Annotated in this window: 20 protein-coding genes; 5 read left to right on the forward strand and 15 right to left on the reverse strand. The window is 54.2% G+C overall.

All coding sequences use genetic code 11. From position 1 onward, the window contains the following. Positions 1 to 22 precede the first annotated feature (22 nt). The 3 genes from SLH47_RS16495 to SLH47_RS16505 form a co-directional block, all read right to left on the reverse strand. Positions 23 to 942 (reverse strand): IS630 family transposase gene (locus SLH47_RS16495; protein WP_320240847.1). Its coding sequence is split into 2 segments (ribosomal slippage): positions 23 to 637 and positions 640 to 942, totalling 918 coding nucleotides; the frame shifts between segments, so codons are not numbered across the junction. 111 nt (positions 943 to 1,053) lie between these two features. After that, positions 1,054 to 1,464: a hypothetical protein gene (locus SLH47_RS16500; RefSeq protein WP_320240849.1), complete on the reverse strand. Its 411-nt coding sequence runs from the start codon at positions 1,462 to 1,464 to the stop codon at positions 1,054 to 1,056. 228 nt (positions 1,465 to 1,692) lie between these two features. After that, positions 1,693 to 2,274, reverse strand: coding sequence for a hypothetical protein (locus SLH47_RS16505; protein ID WP_320240851.1), 582 nt, complete (start codon positions 2,272 to 2,274; stop codon positions 1,693 to 1,695). 311 nt (positions 2,275 to 2,585) lie between these two features. Here SLH47_RS16505 and SLH47_RS16510 point away from each other — a divergent pair, with 311 nt between their 5' ends. Then, positions 2,586 to 2,801, forward strand: a complete 216-nt coding sequence (locus SLH47_RS16510; protein WP_320240853.1) for a hypothetical protein — start codon at positions 2,586 to 2,588, stop codon at positions 2,799 to 2,801. A gap of 213 nt (positions 2,802 to 3,014) precedes the next feature. Here SLH47_RS16510 and SLH47_RS16515 read toward each other — a convergent pair whose 3' ends face one another. The 8 genes from SLH47_RS16515 to SLH47_RS16550 form a co-directional block, all read right to left on the reverse strand. Continuing rightward, positions 3,015 to 4,574, reverse strand: a complete 1,560-nt coding sequence (locus tag SLH47_RS16515; protein ID WP_320240855.1) for a recombinase family protein — start codon at positions 4,572 to 4,574, stop codon at positions 3,015 to 3,017. After that, positions 4,571 to 4,846, reverse strand: coding sequence for a hypothetical protein (locus SLH47_RS16520; RefSeq protein WP_320240856.1), 276 nt, complete (start codon positions 4,844 to 4,846; stop codon positions 4,571 to 4,573). The genes SLH47_RS16515 and SLH47_RS16520 overlap by 4 nt, the downstream gene beginning before the upstream one ends. A gap of 117 nt (positions 4,847 to 4,963) precedes the next feature. Beyond that, positions 4,964 to 5,605, reverse strand: coding sequence for a hypothetical protein (locus tag SLH47_RS16525; protein ID WP_320240857.1), 642 nt, complete (start codon positions 5,603 to 5,605; stop codon positions 4,964 to 4,966). A 3-nt stretch (positions 5,606 to 5,608) separates the two neighbouring features. Beyond that, a complete protein-coding gene (locus SLH47_RS16530) occupies positions 5,609 to 7,228 on the reverse strand; it encodes a type IV secretory system conjugative DNA transfer family protein (protein WP_320240858.1) in 1,620 nt (539 codons plus the stop codon). Further along, on the reverse strand, positions 7,225 to 7,545 hold the full coding sequence (locus SLH47_RS16535; RefSeq protein WP_320240859.1) for a hypothetical protein: 321 nt from the start codon (positions 7,543 to 7,545) through the stop codon (positions 7,225 to 7,227). Before SLH47_RS16535 ends, SLH47_RS16530 begins: the two co-directional genes overlap by 4 nt. Then, entirely contained in the window at positions 7,542 to 8,642 is a 1,101-nt protein-coding gene (locus tag SLH47_RS16540) for a hypothetical protein (RefSeq protein ID WP_320240861.1), read from the reverse strand. Before SLH47_RS16540 ends, SLH47_RS16535 begins: the two co-directional genes overlap by 4 nt. Beyond that, complete coding sequence (locus SLH47_RS16545) at positions 8,635 to 9,960, reverse strand: hypothetical protein (protein WP_320240863.1); 1,326 nt, start codon at positions 9,958 to 9,960, stop codon at positions 8,635 to 8,637. Before SLH47_RS16545 ends, SLH47_RS16540 begins: the two co-directional genes overlap by 8 nt. Positions 9,961 to 10,153: 193 nt before the next feature. After that, complete coding sequence (locus tag SLH47_RS16550) at positions 10,154 to 10,498, reverse strand: hypothetical protein (RefSeq protein ID WP_320240865.1); 345 nt, start codon at positions 10,496 to 10,498, stop codon at positions 10,154 to 10,156. Between the two features lie 142 nt (positions 10,499 to 10,640). On the opposite strand from SLH47_RS16550, the gene SLH47_RS16555 reads away from it, so the two are divergent. Together SLH47_RS16555 and SLH47_RS16560 are read left to right on the forward strand one after the other, a co-directional pair. Further along, positions 10,641 to 10,904: a hypothetical protein gene (locus SLH47_RS16555; protein WP_320240867.1), complete on the forward strand. Its 264-nt coding sequence runs from the start codon at positions 10,641 to 10,643 to the stop codon at positions 10,902 to 10,904. A gap of 65 nt (positions 10,905 to 10,969) precedes the next feature. Continuing rightward, positions 10,970 to 14,818: an NB-ARC domain-containing protein gene (locus tag SLH47_RS16560; RefSeq protein WP_320240868.1), complete on the forward strand. Its 3,849-nt coding sequence runs from the start codon at positions 10,970 to 10,972 to the stop codon at positions 14,816 to 14,818. A 382-nt stretch (positions 14,819 to 15,200) separates the two neighbouring features. On the opposite strand, the gene SLH47_RS16565 is transcribed toward SLH47_RS16560, so the two are convergent. From SLH47_RS16565 to SLH47_RS16575, 3 genes are all read right to left on the reverse strand, one after another. Next, positions 15,201 to 15,545, reverse strand: a complete 345-nt coding sequence (locus SLH47_RS16565; RefSeq protein ID WP_320240870.1) for an H-NS histone family protein — start codon at positions 15,543 to 15,545, stop codon at positions 15,201 to 15,203. A gap of 147 nt (positions 15,546 to 15,692) precedes the next feature. Then, positions 15,693 to 16,094: a thermonuclease family protein gene (locus SLH47_RS16570; RefSeq protein WP_320240871.1), complete on the reverse strand. Its 402-nt coding sequence runs from the start codon at positions 16,092 to 16,094 to the stop codon at positions 15,693 to 15,695. Next, a complete protein-coding gene (locus SLH47_RS16575) occupies positions 16,087 to 16,746 on the reverse strand; it encodes a recombinase family protein (protein ID WP_320240873.1) in 660 nt (219 codons plus the stop codon). Before SLH47_RS16575 ends, SLH47_RS16570 begins: the two co-directional genes overlap by 8 nt. A gap of 134 nt (positions 16,747 to 16,880) precedes the next feature. On the opposite strand from SLH47_RS16575, the gene SLH47_RS16580 reads away from it, so the two are divergent. Further along, a complete protein-coding gene (locus tag SLH47_RS16580; protein WP_320240876.1) occupies positions 16,881 to 17,189 on the forward strand; it encodes a hypothetical protein in 309 nt (102 codons plus the stop codon). A 3-nt stretch (positions 17,190 to 17,192) separates the two neighbouring features. Here the strand turns inward: SLH47_RS16580 and SLH47_RS16585 are convergent, their stop codons facing one another. Then, on the reverse strand, positions 17,193 to 17,921 hold the full coding sequence (locus tag SLH47_RS16585; protein WP_320240878.1) for a hypothetical protein: 729 nt from the start codon (positions 17,919 to 17,921) through the stop codon (positions 17,193 to 17,195). A gap of 238 nt (positions 17,922 to 18,159) precedes the next feature. Here SLH47_RS16585 and SLH47_RS16590 point away from each other — a divergent pair, with 238 nt between their 5' ends. Continuing rightward, entirely contained in the window at positions 18,160 to 19,680 is a 1,521-nt protein-coding gene (locus tag SLH47_RS16590) for a DUF2235 domain-containing protein (RefSeq protein WP_320240880.1), read from the forward strand. The last annotated feature ends 57 nt before the right edge of the window (positions 19,681 to 19,737 follow it).

The raw sequence follows: 19,737 nt of genomic DNA on the forward strand, positions 1-19,737 counted from the left end.
ACCCAGCTAAAGCATAGCGCCTTTAATTTGACGCATATCCTGCCTGTCGGAAGTAGTTCCAGCATTCATCTGGAGTGAAGAGGTCGCAGACTTCGGCGAGGGCGCCGAACATCTGGTCGAATGTCCTGGCTCCGATCCGCCGGAGATGCGCCTTGAGCTTTGCAAAGGCCATCTCGATCGGATTGAGGTCGGGCGAGTATGGCGGCAGGTAAAGGAACCAACAGCCATGCGCTCTGAGCGCGGCGGCGGCCTCGACGTTTTTGTGCGTCGCGAGGTTGTCGCAGATGATCACGGTACCCGGCTCCAGTTCCGGAACCAGAACCTCGCGGATGTAGGCTGCAAAAGCCGCCCCATCCATAGCCCCCCTGATGACCCACGGCGCGATGAGGCTCTGGTGTGTCAGACCCGCGATGAAGGTCTGGGTCCCCCATGCGCCGAACGGAGCATTCATCTCCAACCGTTCCCCACGAGGGCAGCGGCCTCGCAACCGGGTCAGGTTGGTTTTCACGGAGGTTTCGTCGATGAACACAAGCCTCGCGGGCTGTGCGCGCATGGCAGGCATACGGTGTTTGAACCAACCCTGTCGGAGACGCTTCACACGTGCGCGAAGCCTTTCGGCTGCCACCAGCGATTTTTTTTATACGTGTACCCCAGTTTGCGCAGAAAGCGCCCGATGGAAGCCGCATGTGCGACAACGCCAGTGGCCATCTCAAGCGCGCCTGCCAGCTCAGGCAATGTGATGTCACCGTCCTGGGCCACCAGGCTTTCGAGGAAGGCCTGATGAGGCGCGAGCTTTCCATGCCCTCTGGGACGGCCGCGGGGCGCGGGTTCAATTGCCCCGGTTTCGAGGAGCTTGCGTTTCCACCTGACCCCAGTCGCAGCTGAAAGCTTCAGCCGCGCTGCAGCAGCGCGACCGCTCAGATCAGACCCTCCGAAATGCACTCTTCAAAACGCGCCCGAAGCGCTGATGGTAAGGCTGCTGGCATAAGACGTCCTCCTAAACATCTTGAATCACACCAGCACAAACAGGGGAAGCCATAAACGATTCAGACTTCAGGCCACACGCTTTAACAAAGTGATACCAGTTATACTGGCATAGAATTGCACTTGCATCATTTTATCAAATTTGTTGCGATAGTCGAAAAAATAGTGCTCCTTTGCATCAGTGATCGCGGTTCCGCTTGCGCTGCTGCCTTGTGCAACTTCGGTTAGGTATCCGGTTGTTTGTGCACCTGTCAGGTATCCCAACACAATCGCACAAAGCAGTAAGAGAGCTGGCAAAATCAGCAACCCGGGTCGCTTGAATGATGACAAATCCGCATCATCCAGAATACCCAGTATGCGGCCCCAAGTCAGTATGACTGCGCCAAGTCCTCCTGAAGAGAGCGTTGTAATTACATCAATTTGAGTTCGGATTGCATCTAGCAAAGTCAAAATTGATTGTGGAGCTTCCAGCTCAGGCATTCTTAGCTTTTCCTACGATTCGGATGAAGATCGGCAACAAATCAGCAAAGTATGTCCGTACCCTGAGCACAAAGCGTCCCTTAATTGCTTAGTGCACAGCGTTATGCTGTGCCAAGTGCGGCCACCAATCCTTAACGATTGGGGGGGATACTCTTTGTTGATAAGTAGGAAGGGGCCGACGGCACTTTTTGCTTTGGTAGTAAAGACGACCCCTTGTTTCTCATCAGTCTAACTAAGGTAGCTGTTGGTCATAACCGCCGAATTCAATTTTGGGCCAAGCCCGCCGTCGGGTCGGGTGCAAATGGTAACCCTGCGCCATACAACGGTATCTTTATTCTTCAGTCCGCGTGGCTCACCATCAACAGTCAAAACTTCGGTAAATGGGACAATTCGTCGGCTACCTGCTTTGCGGTTTATATCAACAAAGTCCTGATCATACACATAGTACTGCCAAGCATTCACTTTTGTTGCATTCTGGTCGAATGCCACTAGCCGAGGTGGCGTGACTGCGGTGTCAAAATCGACTGCATCGTCTGCGCCAGAATATATTCCGTCAGGGTAAACCCGTTGCAGGTCTGGTTCGCCTTGCTCGGGTATCGACTGTCTCGATTTTGCAGAGCCGTAATTGTGTTGAATTGTTATGCTGTCTAGAAAGACCTTGTTCGCCAGCGTCTCTGTAGTGAATGAAAGGCTAGGTGTGTTTGGTAAATTAGTTGCGGCCTGCATGGCCGCTTCAACAGTTGCTCCCTCTTCGACTTGAACCTCGCGCCCATAGTAAAAGCCTGCAACATCAATTGTAACGGTGATCATAGCAATCTCCTGTAAAAAGTAACTTTTAAAGCGAGTGCAATAAAATCACATAAACACACAGTGTCAATTAAATTTGACAGCTTACATAGTATAAAAAGTTGACCTGCACCATAATCTGCTTTGGTTTGCTGGTGTCGTCATAGCGTATATCCTGTGGGTTGCAGTCGCTAGGTTTGAAATTTTTGGAAAGTTATCCCCGTCCAAGAAAGGCTTACAAATAAACCAGCTAGTAAGCCTCAATGTATCGAATAGACTAGTAACTTATGAGCTGCATTGGCCTATAGTTTTGGCATTCTAAAGAATAAGTATACATGCCGAAGTCAGTTCTTGCCATCTTCCTGCAGCACCTGACCCAACTTCAACAATTAGTTCAGTTGACGATCATCCATTTGGGAAACCAACGTATTCAACTGCATGAGCAGTCGCTGACGGGTGTCGGTGATGTCCTCGTCATCAAGCTGGAAAAACTCACCCATGGGATGCCCATGATAAGATGGGCGGATGAGCCACGTCAGGGACAACCCTAGAAGGTTTGCAGAGTTTTGGATCGGCCTGCGCTGGAACGTGATACCCGTATGGTCTTCGGTGTCCGTGGGTATCACTGGGGTAGCAGGAGCAGCGTGCTTGAATGATCCGGCGTGAGGCAGGTCGAGACGATGTGCCAAGCCCAAAGATCAAGGTTTTCAATCGTCTGCGTTACAGGTTGAGCGATCCTGAGACAGCCTGCGTGGACATCAAGGCTAATTGAAAATCCTCGTGTCGGTGGTTCGATTCCGCCCCCGGGCACCATAACAGAACTGACATCCTGAAGTCCCCCCTAACGCTTTGAACGGTAACGACAAATCGGGAGTTCTAGCACCCTCATTTCGGTAGTATTGGATTGGCGTTGTGAAGGCCAATTTCAGCACCAATCGACGTGCTGATGTTGTCCCGTTCTCCCATATTTTCCAAGGGTTTGAGAGGAATTTGCAGGCGAGTTCTAGTTTTTCGTCGAAGGCACCCTTGGGTTCGATTTGCTTTCCCAGTTTTTCGACCATGATAGCCTTTTGCCGCTCTAGCATTTCGACCTTGTCTTCGTAGCGACGGATGATCGTGTCGTTGCTGGCGGACATGATCCGGTCCAGAACACCACTGATCTCCTTTTCTAGTCGGTGAATCTCCTGCTTGCCTGACGCAACGGCATCTTTGGCCTGTGACCGACGAGCTTCCCAGATGTACCGGAACATCGACTCGGCCATCGCAAGAAGGCTCTTGGAGGGCTGAAGCGACTTAATAATCTCACCGACTTCATTCTCCAGCTTGTCACGTGGGATCGATTTGCCGTAGGCCTCACATCCTTTGGTTTGGCACAGGTAGTAAGGGTATCTCTTTGTGCTGCCTTTAGTCCAAGAGGACCGCAGAGCCACACCACAGCAGCCGCATGCGACCGCACCACGCAGCGCAAAATCATCACCGATGTTGGCGCGCTTAGGGGCGTAGGTGGCACCTGCACGGCGCGATTGGACCTTCTCAAAGGTCTCCATGGAGATCAGCGCATCATGCTGTCCCTTGAGCCAGTGAATGTCGTAGTGATCCGAACAGATGTGTCCTGTGTAGATGGGGCGGGTGAGCATCTTGGAGATCAGCTCCTGCACAACCTTACCTTTGCCGTTGCGTGGGAATTCGGGAAAGCTGGCACAAAAACGTGTGACTTCGGCCTGTGACCCGAAGCGCCCCGAAGCATACCCTTCGAAGGCTTCCTTGACGATCGATGCCACGGGCTCATCGGGGAAGAGCATCTTCCCGCGACCCTTGACGGCCTTATATGCATATCCAAGCGGCGCGGAATGTACCCAATACCCATTCTTCATGCGGGCTTCGGTCTTCTGCCGTGTCTGGCGGGCGTTTTGCTTGCGCTCAAGCTGGCCCTGGGCCGCAAAGATGGTCTCGACAAACTCACCTTCCGGGGAGTCATCAAAACGGTAGTTGAGGCACTCCAGGGTCGCTCGGCGATCACGGAAAGCCTCCCTCAACTTAAAGTGAAAATCACGGTCACGGGCAAAGCGCTTCAGGTCATCAAAGATGATGACAAATTCTTCGTCCGGGTGCTCATCCATGAAAGCGAGCAGCGAGACCATACCGGTGCGTTTCAGGAAGTCCCCGCCGCCGGTAATGATATCTGGGAAGACCATGACGACGTCATAGCCATTGGCCTCCGCGTGTTCTCGACAGCGTGTTTCTTGCGACTTCAGGCCGTCGCCCACATTGGCTTGTTTGATGTCGCTGACACGACAATAAATCAGGGCTTTCTTCTGGCTCATACCTCCTCCTCTTGCTGTTCTTCTTTGTCGTCTGAGTTTAGCACAGCATGACGGAGAAGGTCGGCAAGATCGATCTCTTGTCCACTGGTTTTCTCACCGGAGGTGATGTCCCAGCCGAGGTCAACGAAGCCCATCGCGATGCCCCATACGGCTTCGATCAGGGCGCGCTTTTGTTCGTCGGTTGCATCACATTCGGTGAGGTAAACGGCCCATTCCTCCCAATCCAGATGAATGCTTGGCTTTGGCGGCGGTGTTGGCGGTGTGTCTTTCATATGCGGTCCTTTCTAAATGCGTGTTGTTCCTCCTTGATGAGAACAAAAGAGGAACAACGTATACGTTATTGTGCTGTCTGCCAAGGAATATTTTCCTATTTTCCAGAAGCTTGAGGGCTAGTGGCTGTGACCCTGCTTGCGCGACTGACCCTGTTCCTGTTGGGCGATGCGACGCTCTTTGAAGACTTCCCGGTCCAGCTCATGGGCATTGTGATGCGCCCGGCGGGCCAGCTCTGACAGCCCCAACATGTCCTTGGGGCGGAAGCTTTGGGTGTCTTGTAGATTGCCCTCACGATCCTTGTAGGTGCGGGCGACAGTGACGGAGTGATAGGTCCCAGACTCACCTTCATTGCGCCAAATAGCAGCCTTGAGTGGGCCTTCGCGCAAGGTCTCTTCCGGACGGCGAGTTTCGTCTTGATTATCAGACATGGGATTTTCTCCTGTTTGAGGTTGGCGTGAATGCGATTGTGTGGCGCGCAGGCGCTCGGCCTCCCACCGCGCGTTGAACCCGGCGGCATCAACGTCTGCGGCCAGACCGAGTGAGGGTTTCAACACGGGATGGGAATGATCTTTCTCTACCATCGTCTTTTCCGCGATGTGGGTTGGGCTTCTGGTGACACCGTGACCGCGATTGTCATTGGCCGCGCTCTTCATCGCGAAGACCCGCGCGATGCGCACCTTTTGTAACCGCTTGGCAAAGTCGCTCTGCGGCAAGTCAGGGACGGAGTCCGCATAGGTGATGGGTTCACGTTTTGGCATTGCTTACATCCTTACGTGCGACCACAGCCCGTCGCGGTACTGCGGCAGATGCGCAAAACGTGCTGGAACCGTCTCCACAACAACCGGACGGGTCTGCTGCCCCCAACGGGTTTGGACGTTCACCGCCATGAGCGGTGGGTGATACGGGTTCGGATGATAGAGACCTGCCAAGTCCCGGGAGAACCAATAAGGTTGCCGCTCTAACTCAATCGGAAACGGCACATCTTCATGGAAGAAATACGCCCGATCGTTGGGCATATTCATCACTTCGTCGATGGTGCGTAGCGGACGGCTCTGCTTGGTCTGGTGGGTTTCCTCAAAGCCGCTCTGCGCCATCGTCAGAGCCGCCTGTAGCGGGTCACCGCCTTGGATGACTGATTGCAAGGCTTGGTTACGCTGATGTGCTGCGCGCTCCTGAGCTAGGGTGTCGTCATAGCGCAGTGTTTGAGTACCGAGGCGTGCCGAACAATCCTGGCAGCTCTCCAGATCGCCGCGCAGGGCAAACATGAGGGTTGCAGCGCTGCTGGACTGGATCAACTCCTTTGCGCCGGGGCCTAACCCCTTCATCTGCCCATTCGACTGAAATACAGCTATAGGTTGTATTCCGATTCCTGCTCCATAGGTGAAGAGCTTGGGAGCAAGTGGAAAGCCATTCTCCCCGCCTAGCTGGCCGCATTCATCCAGAAAGAAGCTGATGCGCTTCGCCATGGGTGCGCGGCTTTTCAAAAGCATCGCTGAGACAAAGGCGGATTTGATGACAGGTGCCCAGGCAGAGACAAACTCTGCTGGCGGCATCAAATAGAGCTGCCAGACAGCCTCACCGGTGACAATCTCTTCCATGGTGGTCGTATATGGCGGTGAGACAGACTCCATGAGAAGGGGGTCGGACAGGCAAGCGACGGCGCGCATCAGCTCGCCGAGAATGCCCCGGAAGCCATCCCCACTTTCCCCACGTCCCGCGGCAATCTCAGCTTCAATACTGCGCACGTTGGGAAAGCGCGATTTGGACATATGGAAGGCAAAGTCGAGCCATTGATCATTCCCGCCGGGGATCAGATTGATGGCTTCATAGATAGCGGGAAAGCTCAATTCACCTGTGAGTTCGATAATCGCGAGGGACAGCGCCTCACCAAACGCGCGGGCACGATCCTTGAAGTATGTGGTGCCATAGCTGTTGCCATGGGCGATCAGGTTTTCCCAGAGCACCTTAACGTCAGAGACCACCACCGGGCTCTTAAGGCGCATATGGGCCAAGAAGTTGATCCGGTCTTGCGGAAGATCATGCAGCTTAGCTGGGTTCCAGAAGGCCAGTGACTTGCCGTCCCGCGTCTGGTCTTGGCTGACATAAGCCCCTTCGCCTTTCAAATCGAGCATCAGGATCGTGTGTTTACAGGTGCCTGAGAGCAGATTCCTGCAGAGCACATCCCGAAATTTCCCGGCCCTTGCACCTGCGGTGATACAAAGCCCCGCAGGACCATGGAAATAGACCCGCCTTCCCCGGAAATAGCCCACGAAAATCGACATTGGCTGCTGATCAAAGAGGGCCGCCATTGCGAGATGGGAGGTATCGGCCCATTGGCTAGACCCATGCCGATCCTCAGCGTTGTTCGACCGCCACCTCATTTGTGACGCCCAAACACATTAGTCATGATCCAGATGACAAGCGAGACAAAAGCGATGCCCAGCCCCATACGGACGGCAAAGAACATCAGCGGATAGGCTGCGATCTTCAGCAGCCAATAAACGAAGCTAGCAGCATTGCCGTCGTAGCGGGCCAGGATGGCCGTGGTGATCGTATCTTCCCAAGCACCCCAGGCATCAGGCGTCCAGAAGATTGCCGCATAGATGCCCACACAGGTCGCCAACCACTTGCCACTCGATGCAATCAGCGGGTTTGGTGGACGCTGACCCCCACCACCTATGCCCATCAACCAGTTCATTGCAGATCCTCCGATAGAGAGATTTCCTGCCACGGGCCTAGCGCGTCGGCAGAGTCGCTGTGGGATGGGGCAATGGAGAACGTGGACGCCGCTGGCAATTCGCCAACATCGACAAAACTGGCGAGATGCGCCGCAAAGGCGCCTTCGATACGGGTGTAGTTGTTGTATTCGGTGTTTGGACGATAGCTGTTGGCCACGCCGACGATGCTGTAGGTCGCACCGCCATCGCGGCTAAGAATGACTGGCCCGCAGCTGCCGCCGGGCACACCGTCGCAGCCCTCGGTGATGATGACGCCGGTGTCGCCATCAGCGACACGGCCTGTGCCAACCCGGCCTGTTGGTTCGCAACGCACACCAAAGACAGCTTGTCGTTCGCGGTGGGCCGATTTGACCGCCCTCTCAGCAAAGAGGGGATGGTCTGCATACCGGTCTACTTTATCGAAGGCGTATGCCCCGATGTTGAGAAAGATCTGATCCTCCGCACCGACTAGGTCGTCGGGCGTGCGTGCTACGGTCAATGCCGTTGCTTCCTCACACACAGGCGTCGCGAGTTCGACAATCGCATAGTCGAGACCCAGCCGCACACGGGGGGTCATGCTGCCCAGATGGATGGCCTTGAGGTCATAGGATTGGCCGCAGGCCTCCACATAGAAGTCCCCGTCGGATGGCGCTGGTGGCTTATGGGTGAGACCATACGGGCCTTCCCACTTTCCGCTATCGGCAAAGAGGTGACCGGTGGTGAGGACCAAGTTGGGGGCAATTAATGCGCCAGACCCACGGCCACCATGATCCCAGTAGACCGGGTCGATGCCGCTCAACTTCGTGGGCAGGTCCGGATCACCCAAACCAAACACATGGCTGATGTACGCGATGGGTGTGCGGTCGTCCCGAGACGGTGCTGGTGCGTAAGGGATCGCCAAGGATGCATCGGGTGCTGGAACGCCTCGTTCAGGGCCTTCCCACCAATTTTCGAGCGCCTCCACCATCCAGTCAGGGAAGGTAACGTCTTCGGACACCGTGGCGGCGATCATCGCCCAACTGATCATGGCAGCAGCTGGAATGGGCCATGCGTTGAGAACGCTAGTCAGTTTACGCATTGGAGCCACCTTTTGGCTTGCGGGATGTTTTTGGTGCAGGTTTTGACTTTGGCAGGGAATTCTGGCGGGTCACCCGTGGCCGCCCACGCTTTGGCGCGCCCTTCGCCGTCTCCACGCGCGTCTTGGCCTCTTCAGCACGCGCAACGAACTCTTCCACGCGCCAGAAGTCTTCGAGGGTCACGAAGGATGGAACGGGCCGGTCGTTCTCTTCCGCTAGCTTTGCCCGCAGCGCGCGATAGATCGCGATCCGAAAACCGATGGCAATGAATCCGCAGGCGTCTAAGAGGATCGCTGCCATCGTGAGTCCAGGCATGCGCCACATCGTCTGGATCAGCCGTTCAGCGGGGCTGAGGGACTTTTGCTCCGGCAGCGTTGGTACCAGTCCGGCGATGCGGTCCGCTTCGACCATCAAGCCATTCGCGACGGTCTGCATGGAAGCGGAGATTTCCCGGATGCGTGCCTGCGATTGGGCATTGGCCCGGCTTTGCGGCGGAACACCTTCTGCGATCTTGGCCGCCGCCGCCCGGATCGAACGCGCAGGATCAAGAGCAAGCAATGCACGCATTTCTGAGATAGCTTTGCCAGAAAGCACTTTGAGACGCGCATCGCGTTCCGAAGCGGATAGTTCAATATCGATTTGAACAGAACGCGCCTCAGCGATAGCAGCCTCAAGTGTACTAACGTGCGCGTTTGCGCGATCTAACGTGTCGGCCAACAAATCTGACGCCTGAAGATAGGCACGGCCCGATGCTCCGAAGGAGTTGGAGACCGATCCTTTGCCAGGAAGGCCCGTTGGGCCTTCGCCCGCAATCTCTGCATCCTCAAACGCGAAGGCTTGATCGGCGCGATCTGACAAGGCAGCGCCCACAACCGACAATTCACCGACATAGACGACGAATTTTTGGCCGGTATTTTCGAACTGGTTGATTTCCTGCTTCTGGGTCAGTCCACGACTGATATCACCGCCTGTTGCGCTGAGGCTGCCGAGAACCGATACCGTCGCGAACATCAGGAAGCCGACAGTAGAAACGCCTGCATAGATCAGCAAAGGCTGTTTCGTCTCAAAGGCAGGAATCATCCAGCTCCCAGCCCAGAAGGTCCGGCTAATAAGCCAAAGCGCAAAGCCAATGGCGGCGCATCGCAGATAGATGCCGAGATCTGGAGCTTCGAATTGGCTGGCAAAGCCGATGACGGCAGTACCAGAAGAGATGATCGCAAGTCCCGCGAGACCGGGCTTGGCAACTGAGTCGAACCAAACGGCAAAGTTGTAGAGCCAGATTGACCGCCAAAGTTGTGACATTTCTGGGGGTGTAGACATAGAACCGTCCTCCCATGCCGAAAGGAGCGGCGAAGCCACCTCGGCATGTTGGTTGGGGTATGATGTGATTAAGAGCTGCGGTTGGTTGGCCCGACCAGGTCGGCGACTCAGCTCTTGCGACCCACCTTAGCCAGCTTCGGTCAGCGAGGTGGGATTGCTGCGCCGCCAACAGTTTCGGCGGCGGCGCAGAAGGTCAGCGAACGATGTGCTGGTAGATGCGCGGCATCATCACTTTGAAGTACAGCAGCAACCAGCGGTCTCGTTCGGGATACTCGCAAGTCTCGCTGGCCAGGAAGTCACGCACGTAGCGTTCTGACTTCCACACATCGTCAATAAGCGGCACCGGCATTCGCTCGGGCTGGGTCCAGATTTCCACATTCTCATGGTCAAGTTGCATGAGCATGTTCTGGATCTCAGTGGGCCACTCGCGGTCGCTGATCCCGATATTGCTGGCTGCAATCTTCAACCGGGCGCGGCAGATCGGGTCCGATACCCGTGCGGTTGTGTCTAGCCGAATGCTGCGTTTGGGTTGGTCCATGGGCTTCTCCGTCGTTTTTGCCCTTCTGTGGTGGCATGAAACTGGGATGAGAGCATTTACGTTGGCCGACAGAACCTTTGTGCTTCCTTTGTGTTTTGACGAAAACATGTTATAATTCAGGATATTAGAAAGTGAGAGGTTTATGAATGGTACACTTGGATCTAGGCTTGGCGGGTTCTTAGCGCACTTTGAACAAACAATGATGGAGGATGGTTGCAGTGATGAAACCCTGCTCAGGATTCATCAGATCTCAGAAATTTACCGCAACTTGGCAGATGCAAATCTTGGGGAGTTCCGGACCGACTTTAGGGCAGGTTACGAAGCTGCGATGGGTTCGATCAATCATGATCTAGACAGCCCGATCTCTGACTTGGGTGACAGCTTTCCCGGGCGTCAACGAGACTAAATCTTGCCGCTGCCACTCATTCGGTGAATCATTCCAGAAACGGAAAGTGATTTTTGGGTGTCGGCTTGGCAACTCTCGACGGCGAGTTTCTAGAATACATGGTTTTTAAGACGGCTGGTCACACAAATCAGTCTAGGATCGCGCCAAAAATAACTAACGAGACTACTCTGAGTCTTTGGTTTTCGGGCAAACAGATGCCTCGCGACGGAAGCCTCCGTACCATTGCCGCGTATGTTTTCGAGGAACTCAAAAGACAGAAGGACAAGACCGAGTATTTTAACGCCGAGCAAGACTTCATAAGTGCTACACATTTTTTGAGGCAGTGCCAAGCAGGTGAACGAAGCATCGATGATAGTCCGCCACTCTATGCGTTTGAATTTCTCACAAAAAGGAAGAACCTACTGGATCACTTGGGACGGATCACAGATCCGGCGAAGCTCCAACACCTGTTGAGCCATCGAAGCGCAGATTTGAGACCTGAGAAAGTTCAGGGACCAGAAAAAGTTGATGGGGCAAAGCTAGCGGGAGCGAAGCAGCTCGATTTCATTGCACCCACACCGGATTGCGTCGCACGCCCCAAGAAGTTTGAGGAGATCAAGTCAGCTCTCCTCGCGACGGGAAGCAAAACACGAAACGTGGCATTAACCACGGTTCTTCACGGGTTTGGAGGCTTCGGCAAAACAACGCTCGCCAAAGAGATTTACAACGATCCTGTGGTGCGAGCCTCCTTCACGGACGGCGTTTTTTGGGTTCAATGCCAGCAAAGCCTGACGCTAAAACCGGAAGCAATCGTTGGGTCTTTTTTAGACGTGTTCGCCCCTGATCGGGACAAGGGAGCGATTTCGGATCCAGTCACTGCTAAACGGGAGCTGATGCGAGCCATCGGAGACAAGCACATGCTGCTCGTCGTCGATGACGTTTGGTACGATGCACACGCTGAAATATTTCGAGGCCTTCCCCCGTCTTGTGTCGTTTTGATGACCACTCGAATGAAGCATTTAGCTCCGGATGGGATGTCAGCGATCTTCGTAGATGCGATGCAGCCAGACGAAGCGTTCAGCCTTTTGGCCAACCTTCAATATGACGACAAACAGGTAAAGCTATCGAATGCAGAAATTGCGGATCTTAAGCGTTTAGCCAAGCGGTTAGGATATTGGGCGCAGCTTCTTGCGCTCGCGAACGGACGCATACGAACCAGTTTCAGAAATGGAGGAGCGCTCAGCGACGTCGTATCAGATTATCTAAGCCTTCTCGACAAGCGGGGCATTGTTGTCGCGGACAGTCGAGACTTGTCTGGGTCAGCCAACGAAGCCCGCGCAATCGCAATGCGCCTCTGCGTGGACGCGAGCTTAGAAATGCTGAACGATCGTGAATTGCACCATTTCGAAGCACTGGGCGTACTTCCAAAGGACGCTGATATTCCGGTCCATGTGGTTACAGATTACTGGAAAAAAGGAAAAGAGACGGTGGCCGATGAGGGCCGGGAACTATTAGAGGTTTTTGCCGATATGTCTCTATTGCAGCTTACGCTGGGCGAAAACGGTCAGGTAGCTCTACATGATAACATTATCGACTATTTGGCTCGTCGGATGGACGATGAAACGAAACGGCGTTCTCATCAGAGTATGGTCGATGCAATTGCCCGCCACTGCGGCGGCAAGTGGGAAACCTTGGCGACTGACCATCAGTATGGATGGAATTTTTTACTTGCCCACCTTGAGGCAGCTGATCAACGTGACCTTGCCGACGACTGCCGAACCGATTTCCGTTGGCTGAAAGGCAAGCTGAATGCCGTTGGTGTTCAGGAATTATACCGATCCTTCATTCCGGAACCTAAGCGAGCCGATGCGGCGAAAGCTGGGCGAGCTATCGCTTTGTCATTGGCTGTCATTTCAAAACGTCGCAATGAGTTTGCAAGTCAACTCTATGGCAGGCTCGGACACCATGACTTGGCCCGCTTGAAAGCAATAGCCAATGCCGCGCATGAGGACCCGGACTGCTTTCCTAGCCCACTCCGGCCCCATTTGTCCCCGATCGGTTCGGAGAAAATGCGTTTCGTGGGGCATCACAGAACCGTAAATGGCGCGGTCTTTTCCAAAGATGGCCGCTATATCGTAACCGCTTCCGATGACAGTACGGCCCGGCTTTGGGATACCGAGACCGGCGCAGAAATCCGCAGCTTTAAGGGCCATCAAAGCATCGTATTTAGTGCGGTCTTTTCCAAAGATGGCCGCCATGTCCTGACGGCTTCCAGCGACAGTACGGCCCGGCTTTGGGATACCGAGACCGGCGCAGAAATCCGCAGCTTCAAGGGCCATGAAGACGACGTCATGATCGCGGCCTTCTCCGAAGACGGACGCTATGTCATAACCGCCTCCGATGACAGAATGGCCCGGCTTTGGGATACCAACACGGGCGCAGAAATACGTAGGTTCGGGGGCCATCAAGGCGGGGTACGCAGTGCGGTCTTCTCCAAAGATGGCCGCTATGTCCTGACCGCTTCCACCGATCGCACAGCCCGGCTTTGGGATACCGAGACTGGCGCAGTAATCCGCAGCTTCGAGGGCCATGATGGCTGGGTATGGAGCGCGGTCTTCTCCAAAGATGGCCGCCATGTCCTGACCGCTTCCACCGATCGCACAGCCCGACTTTGGGATACCGCGACCGGCGCGGAAATCCGCAGTTTCAAGGGCCATGATGGCTGGGTATGGAGCGCGGTCTTCTCCAAAGATGGCCGCCATGTCCTGACCGCTTCCACCGATCGCACAGCCCGACTTTGGGATACCGCGACCGGCGCGGAAATCCGCAGCTTCAAGGGCCATGATGACTGGGTGCGGAGCGCGGTCTTCTCCGAAGATAGTCGTTACATACTGATCGCTTCCGATGACCGAACGGCCCGGCTTTGGGATACCGAGGCCAGCGGGGAAACCCCCAGCTTCAAGGGCCAGGATGGTGTGATACGGAGCGCGGTCTTCTCCGAAGATGGGCGCCATGTCCTGACCGCTTCCAGCGACAGTACGGCCCGGCTTTGGGATACCAAGACGGGCGCAGAGATCCGTTGCTTCAAGGGCCATAAAGACGAGGTCATGAGCGCAGTCTTCTCCGAAGATGCCTCCAGTATCCTGACCGCTTCTGAGGACGGTATAGCCCGGCTTTGGGATACCAAGACCGGCGCAGAAATCCGTTGCTTCAAGGGCCATCAAGGCGGGGTATTCAGTGCGGTCTTCTCCAAAGATGGCCGTTATGTCCTGACCGCTTCTGGTGACCGTACGGCCCGGCTTTGGGGTGCCAAGACCGGCGCAGAAATCCGATGCTTCAAGAGCCATGATGGCTTTGTACATAGTGCGGTCTTCTCCGAAGATGGCCGCCATGCCCTAACGGCTTCAGAAGACTTCAAAGCCCGGCTTTGGGATATCGAGACCGGCGTAGAAATCCGCTGCTTCAAGGGCCATGACGGTCAAGTATTAAGCGCGATCCTCTCCCGAGATGGGCGCCATGTCCTGACCGCTTCCACCGACCGCACGGCTCGGCTTTGGGATGCCAAGACCGGCGCAGAAGTCCGCAGTTTCAAGGGCCACAAACGCCCCGTCGTGAGTGCGGTGTTCTCTAAAGTTGGCTGCCACATCCTGACCGCTTCCACCGATGGCACAGCCCGGCTTTGGGACGCAGAGACTGGCGCAGAAGTCCGTAGCTTCAAAGGCTATCTAGGCAGGGGGCCGAGCGCGGTCTTCTCCAAAGATGGCCGCCATGTCCTGACCGCTTCCGAGGACGGTACAGCCCGGCTTTGGGACGCTTCGACAGGCACCTTACTCCATATGCTAACTCTCGACAGCGTCCCTACTGCTCTAGCAACATACAATGAGAATTTGTCCGTTGGAACCGCTTCGGGGCAGCTCTTTTTCTTCTCGTTTTAGTAGTCCAGAAATCCATGCAGCCATCGGTTCCGATCCTTCTTACGCTCAGAGACTTGGAGGTTAAAGTATCACTGCTAAATCATGCGCCAAGCGGTCAACTCGGCGACCGAACTGTTGCAAAAACTGGGCCTTAAGAAATGATGCAAGATGTGTGGACGTAATACGTCCACGACTTGGCAAGGGTCTGCGACCCGTTGCATCCCGCTGTTGGATGACTGGCTGAGATGGCTTGAAATTGAACCTTCCACAGTTTCTCGGACCGGCGTAAGTTCCGTTCAAATGTCGAGACGGGCATGTCAATCGTCGCTTCCAACGAGGGCTGGTTCAATCCTGGATGAAGCCATCCAAGGAAGGGTTCACCTTCCCTTGACCAGTTTACCGTCTAAACTGTCAATTCCTCTGGTGTCTTGCCCGCCTCCATGGCTTTGAGGAACCAATCAGGGCGACGACCCTTGCCTGTCCAAGTCTGTTTCTTGTCATTGGGATTGGCGTATTTGGGTTTCCCAGAATTCTTTGGCTTCTTCGCGGTTTTGCGAGTTGCCTTCTTAGGCGTGCCGTCGGTACCAGTGATATCCGCCAAGGAAAAGCCATGCTTCTTCATGGCTCTTTCGGCGGCAGCCAACGCCAACTTCCTCTCTTTGCCTTCAACCCGTGCCAATTGTTTGTCTATATCTGCGAGGAGTTTTTCCAACTCCTTGCGCGTCATCGCTTTCAGATCATGTTTCATTTGTTTGTCCCTTATGAATAGTGGCGCGAGATACACCATGAATCTCTACAGGATGGAATAGAGGCGTAACGTTATCGATGCTCTACCCTGTCGGGGATATATGCGGGATATAATAGGAGTTGGATACGGAGCTGTCGCGGTTCTGTCTTAGATCGCACTACACCAGTCAAAGTTTTGCGAACGTTTAGCCAGCCCTTCATTGATCAGTGTCTCTCCGACATTGGTCCCATCAGCCGTGAGCACACCACAGTATCTGCCAAAACCACATGACCGGCTACCAAGTTTGAGATCAGTAGTGACCGCATCATCCAAAAGCTGCCTCAATCGCTGAGTTGCGCGGACCCCAAGGTCTGCCTCTGCCGGACAACTCGCACGAAACGTCTCCGGCGTATCAAAACCACTCCCATCGTTCAACGTCAGCCTGACATTGGTTTCGAGACCGGCATCGACAGTGTCGCCGTCGATGACACGAAGGGCGACCTTGCCGGTTGGCGCACATGCTAGCAGAAACAGGATTATCGACATCGATATGCATATCGCCTTACGCATGCGGCCCTCCATTGTTGGAGTGTGCTGCATGGACGGGATAATGCAATCCTAAACGCCGAAAGCTGCGCTGCAGGGTGATCCGGGCGACGCCAAGACGGGACGCAATCTCTTTGCAATTCGTTGTCGTCAGTTGATCGTAAGCTGCGCGGACCTCTTGCTCAGTCAGTTTCGGGCGGCGTCCCAACGTAACGCCTCTTGCGCGCGCGGCATCCAGCCCTTCTCGGGTGCGGCGTGAAATGATCCGACGCTCAAACTGGGCAAAGAGCGCGACGATACCGAAGAAAAGCTCGCCTTCATCACTCGTTGTATCCAACGGAAAGCTCAGGATTCTGAACTTGATGCCACGCTGACCCAGCGCACTGCTGGTGAGGATGGCATCCACTGCAGAACGAAACGCGCGGTCGAGATCGACCACCACGAAGGTATCACCCGGCTCGAGGTCGGCGAGCAACTCATCAAAGACGGGCCGTTCAGATGCAATCGCGGACACATGCTCGATATGCAACTCATCGCATTGATCCCGCAGAACCTCAATCTGACGATCAGGGGCTTGCGTGCGGGTCGAGACACGAATGTAGCCAAGGCGGCGCGGATCGGGCGTCTTGGATGATCGAAAACGATCCTTTCCGATCTGGTCGCCGTTCGACGCCATGCGCACATAGCTGCGCCTGCAAAACCGCTGTTTCATTGGTACGTGATTTACCGTGTGAGCGGAATCCCCTATCGGTGACGTATGAACAAAAACCATGATTTATGAACAGCATAAGGTCATGGGCAACGGCAACAGTGTTGGGGGCAACCCTGACAATCCATCCACAGGAAATTTACGCGCAAGCGTTCACGGGCGCAGATTTTTCGACATGGGAAACCTCCGCCCAGGATAGTTACATCCAGACATCGCTGACCATGGCTGGGGTGGTGTTCAGCCAAGTTGATCCCGAGAAATCTGCTTGCATTGATAACTGGTATCTTGGTGAGGCACAGAAAGCTGATCGCAACACATACATTCGCAACACCATTGCGGAATATGGCAGCTATCATCCTAGTGGGACAATTCTGGCGATCTTGCTCGAGGCCTGCGGACCCTTGAACTGAAGATCAGCCGCCCAGCTTGGGTAGTCCAATACTCTGGGTGGCTACCTCGGGTGTGGCAGCGCTTGTTTGCGGCATCTGTTCTTGTACCGCTTTTGGCATCTGGGACTGAATGGCATTTTCGATATCGTCCAGATCGCTAAGCGAAGGTGGATCGTCAGGATCTGAGATCTCGTCGCGCGCTGGACCGAGGATATCGTATTGATAGCCTTGGACGTCATCCAACGCCGCTTGCAAACCGTCTAGCTGCGTCTTCGCAGACTGTAGGTCTTCAAAGCTCGGCTCATCGCCCGTCCAGATGATCGTATCGACAAGGTAATCTTCCACCACAGAGCCATCTTCGCGCCTCACAAAGCCCTCTGCATCTCGGTAGACCCGTGTACCATCCGGCAGGCGTGCTGCGCGCTCCATAATGTCATTTAGATCGGCTTCTGCAGCGCGTATTTGATCTGTGATCCGTGCGATAGCCGTTTCTGTCGCACGCTCTGCCTCGGCCAGTAGGTGCACCACACTATCGTATTTGGCGCGGTAAACGGGATCGTTCAGCAGTTGGGCCAAACGCGTCAACGCTTGCTGCTCCTCACGCTTCTTTTTCTTCTCGCTATCAGAGCCGGCGCCATCTTTCAAAAAACGCGCTCTGCGCCCCGTTTCGCGCCCCGCAATCTCGTTCTGAAGATCATCAAATTCACGGCGTCGCGCTGCGGCTAACTCTCTCTGGTCTTTCGTTATTTCCACACAAATATTATACCAGAAAGCGTGCTTTTGGTGCAAATTTGTGAAAACGAGCAAACAGTCTTTGTCGATAAACTAGATCTATTGGCGGGACCGAAAGTTTCGCCTCGCGATAGGTCAACAGGTCGGATTAGGCTTGGAAGACGCGTTCTGACGAGGCATAATCAGATGTGTAATTTTTGAGAATCAAGTGCACCTCTTTAGATAGTGGTGAAGTTCCGTCGGCTCAGGCTTATTGTCGATGCAATTTATTTTGGCGAGTGGACATGATTTGATGAGAAATTTGGTTTTTTTTGCGGATGGTACTTGGAATGACAACGACAATCCTTCGCGTATCACAAACGTCAATCTCCTTTGGAAGATGTGTCGGGATGCCGACGTTCCAGAATCCGCCCAAGTAGTGAAGTATCAGACCGGCGTTGGAACAGAGGGCGGTTTCATCTCTCGCCTTACTGGAGGTGCCTTTGCTAAGGGCCTCGACGACAATATCATTGATGCTTACATATGGCTCGCCTCCAATTACAAACCTTCAGATAGGATTATCCTAATAGGGTTTAGTCGTGGAGCATATACCGTTCGCAGTCTTGTGGGTATGATCAACAGCTCAGGTTTTTTGGATCTTTCATCCGACGATCTTTCCAAATCGGCGAAGCGTAAACTATCTGAAATTGCATTCTCCAAATACCGGGACCGAGGGCGAGATCAATCAGAATTGGCTGGTGCAGCAACGCATGAAACCCCCGATATCCATTTCTTGGGGTGCTGGGACACTGTTGGAGCACTTGGCATACCCGACGAGGTCAATATTATTCGGAAATGGCTTAAGCCAGAAAGGTATCGGTTCAACAATACTAAGCTATCCGACAACGTGGTGATGGCGCGGCACGCGGTGTCAATTGACGAACAGCGCCGGGCATACGCACCAACTTTGTGGGATGAAGCGGAAGACGAAAACAACAGGGACATGAAGCAAGTATGGTTCAGCGGCGTTCATGCGAATGTTGGCGGGGGCTATGCCATTCGGGACCTGTCAGATATCACGCTGACATGGATGATTGATGAGGCTAAGTCGGCCGGGCTATTGGTTCATCCCTCATACAAAGACTCCTTGAATCCGAAACCGATGGGGCAATTGGAGGACTCGCATACAGGCTTTTTCGGAAAGCTGAAGTCACGCCCTAGATCTGTTCCAAATTTTCATGATGCCGGCGAGAAAATCGCGAAAGAGGCGCACGTTAGACATCAGGCTAACCAAGGTTATTGGGCCACTACGACCCTTGCACCGGATGAAAGCATTTTGCTTGAGGTAAGCTCAAAAGAGCAATGGGTACGAACCAACCTTTATTTGGAAGGCGGCGCGACATACCGGTTTACCGCTCATGGAAAATGGTATGATGCAAAGGTCGCGCACGGACCATCCGGAACGCCAAGAAATAAGCGGCAGGGTGGGCATAAGATTGGAGATTTTTGGGCCAAGGTCGAACGACGTTGGGCGGGCGTTACTGCAGAGCCCAGCACCTACTCACCAGCTCGTCGATTTGAATACGCAAACTGGTTTGCACTCATTGGTGTCGTTGCAGATGGGTCCGGTGTTGACCAGAACACCAACGAAATCAATGAACATGATACTTTTCTTATCGGTGACGAGGTCGCAAAAACCGTAGCAAGAGGCGGATACCTTTATTGCTATGCGAATGACGCTTGGAAGTTCTATTTTAATAATAAGGGAAGCGTTACCTTAAAGGTGGAGCGGACGTCATAGTTTCGCGTATATAGATAGTAGCGATATGCATTACAGAGCTTTCAACAGGATGAAACA

Origin of the sequence: Cognatiyoonia sp. IB215182 (assembly GCF_033963905.1) — a bacterium.
In the GTDB taxonomy this organism is placed as follows: Bacteria; Pseudomonadota; Alphaproteobacteria; order Rhodobacterales; family Rhodobacteraceae; genus Yoonia.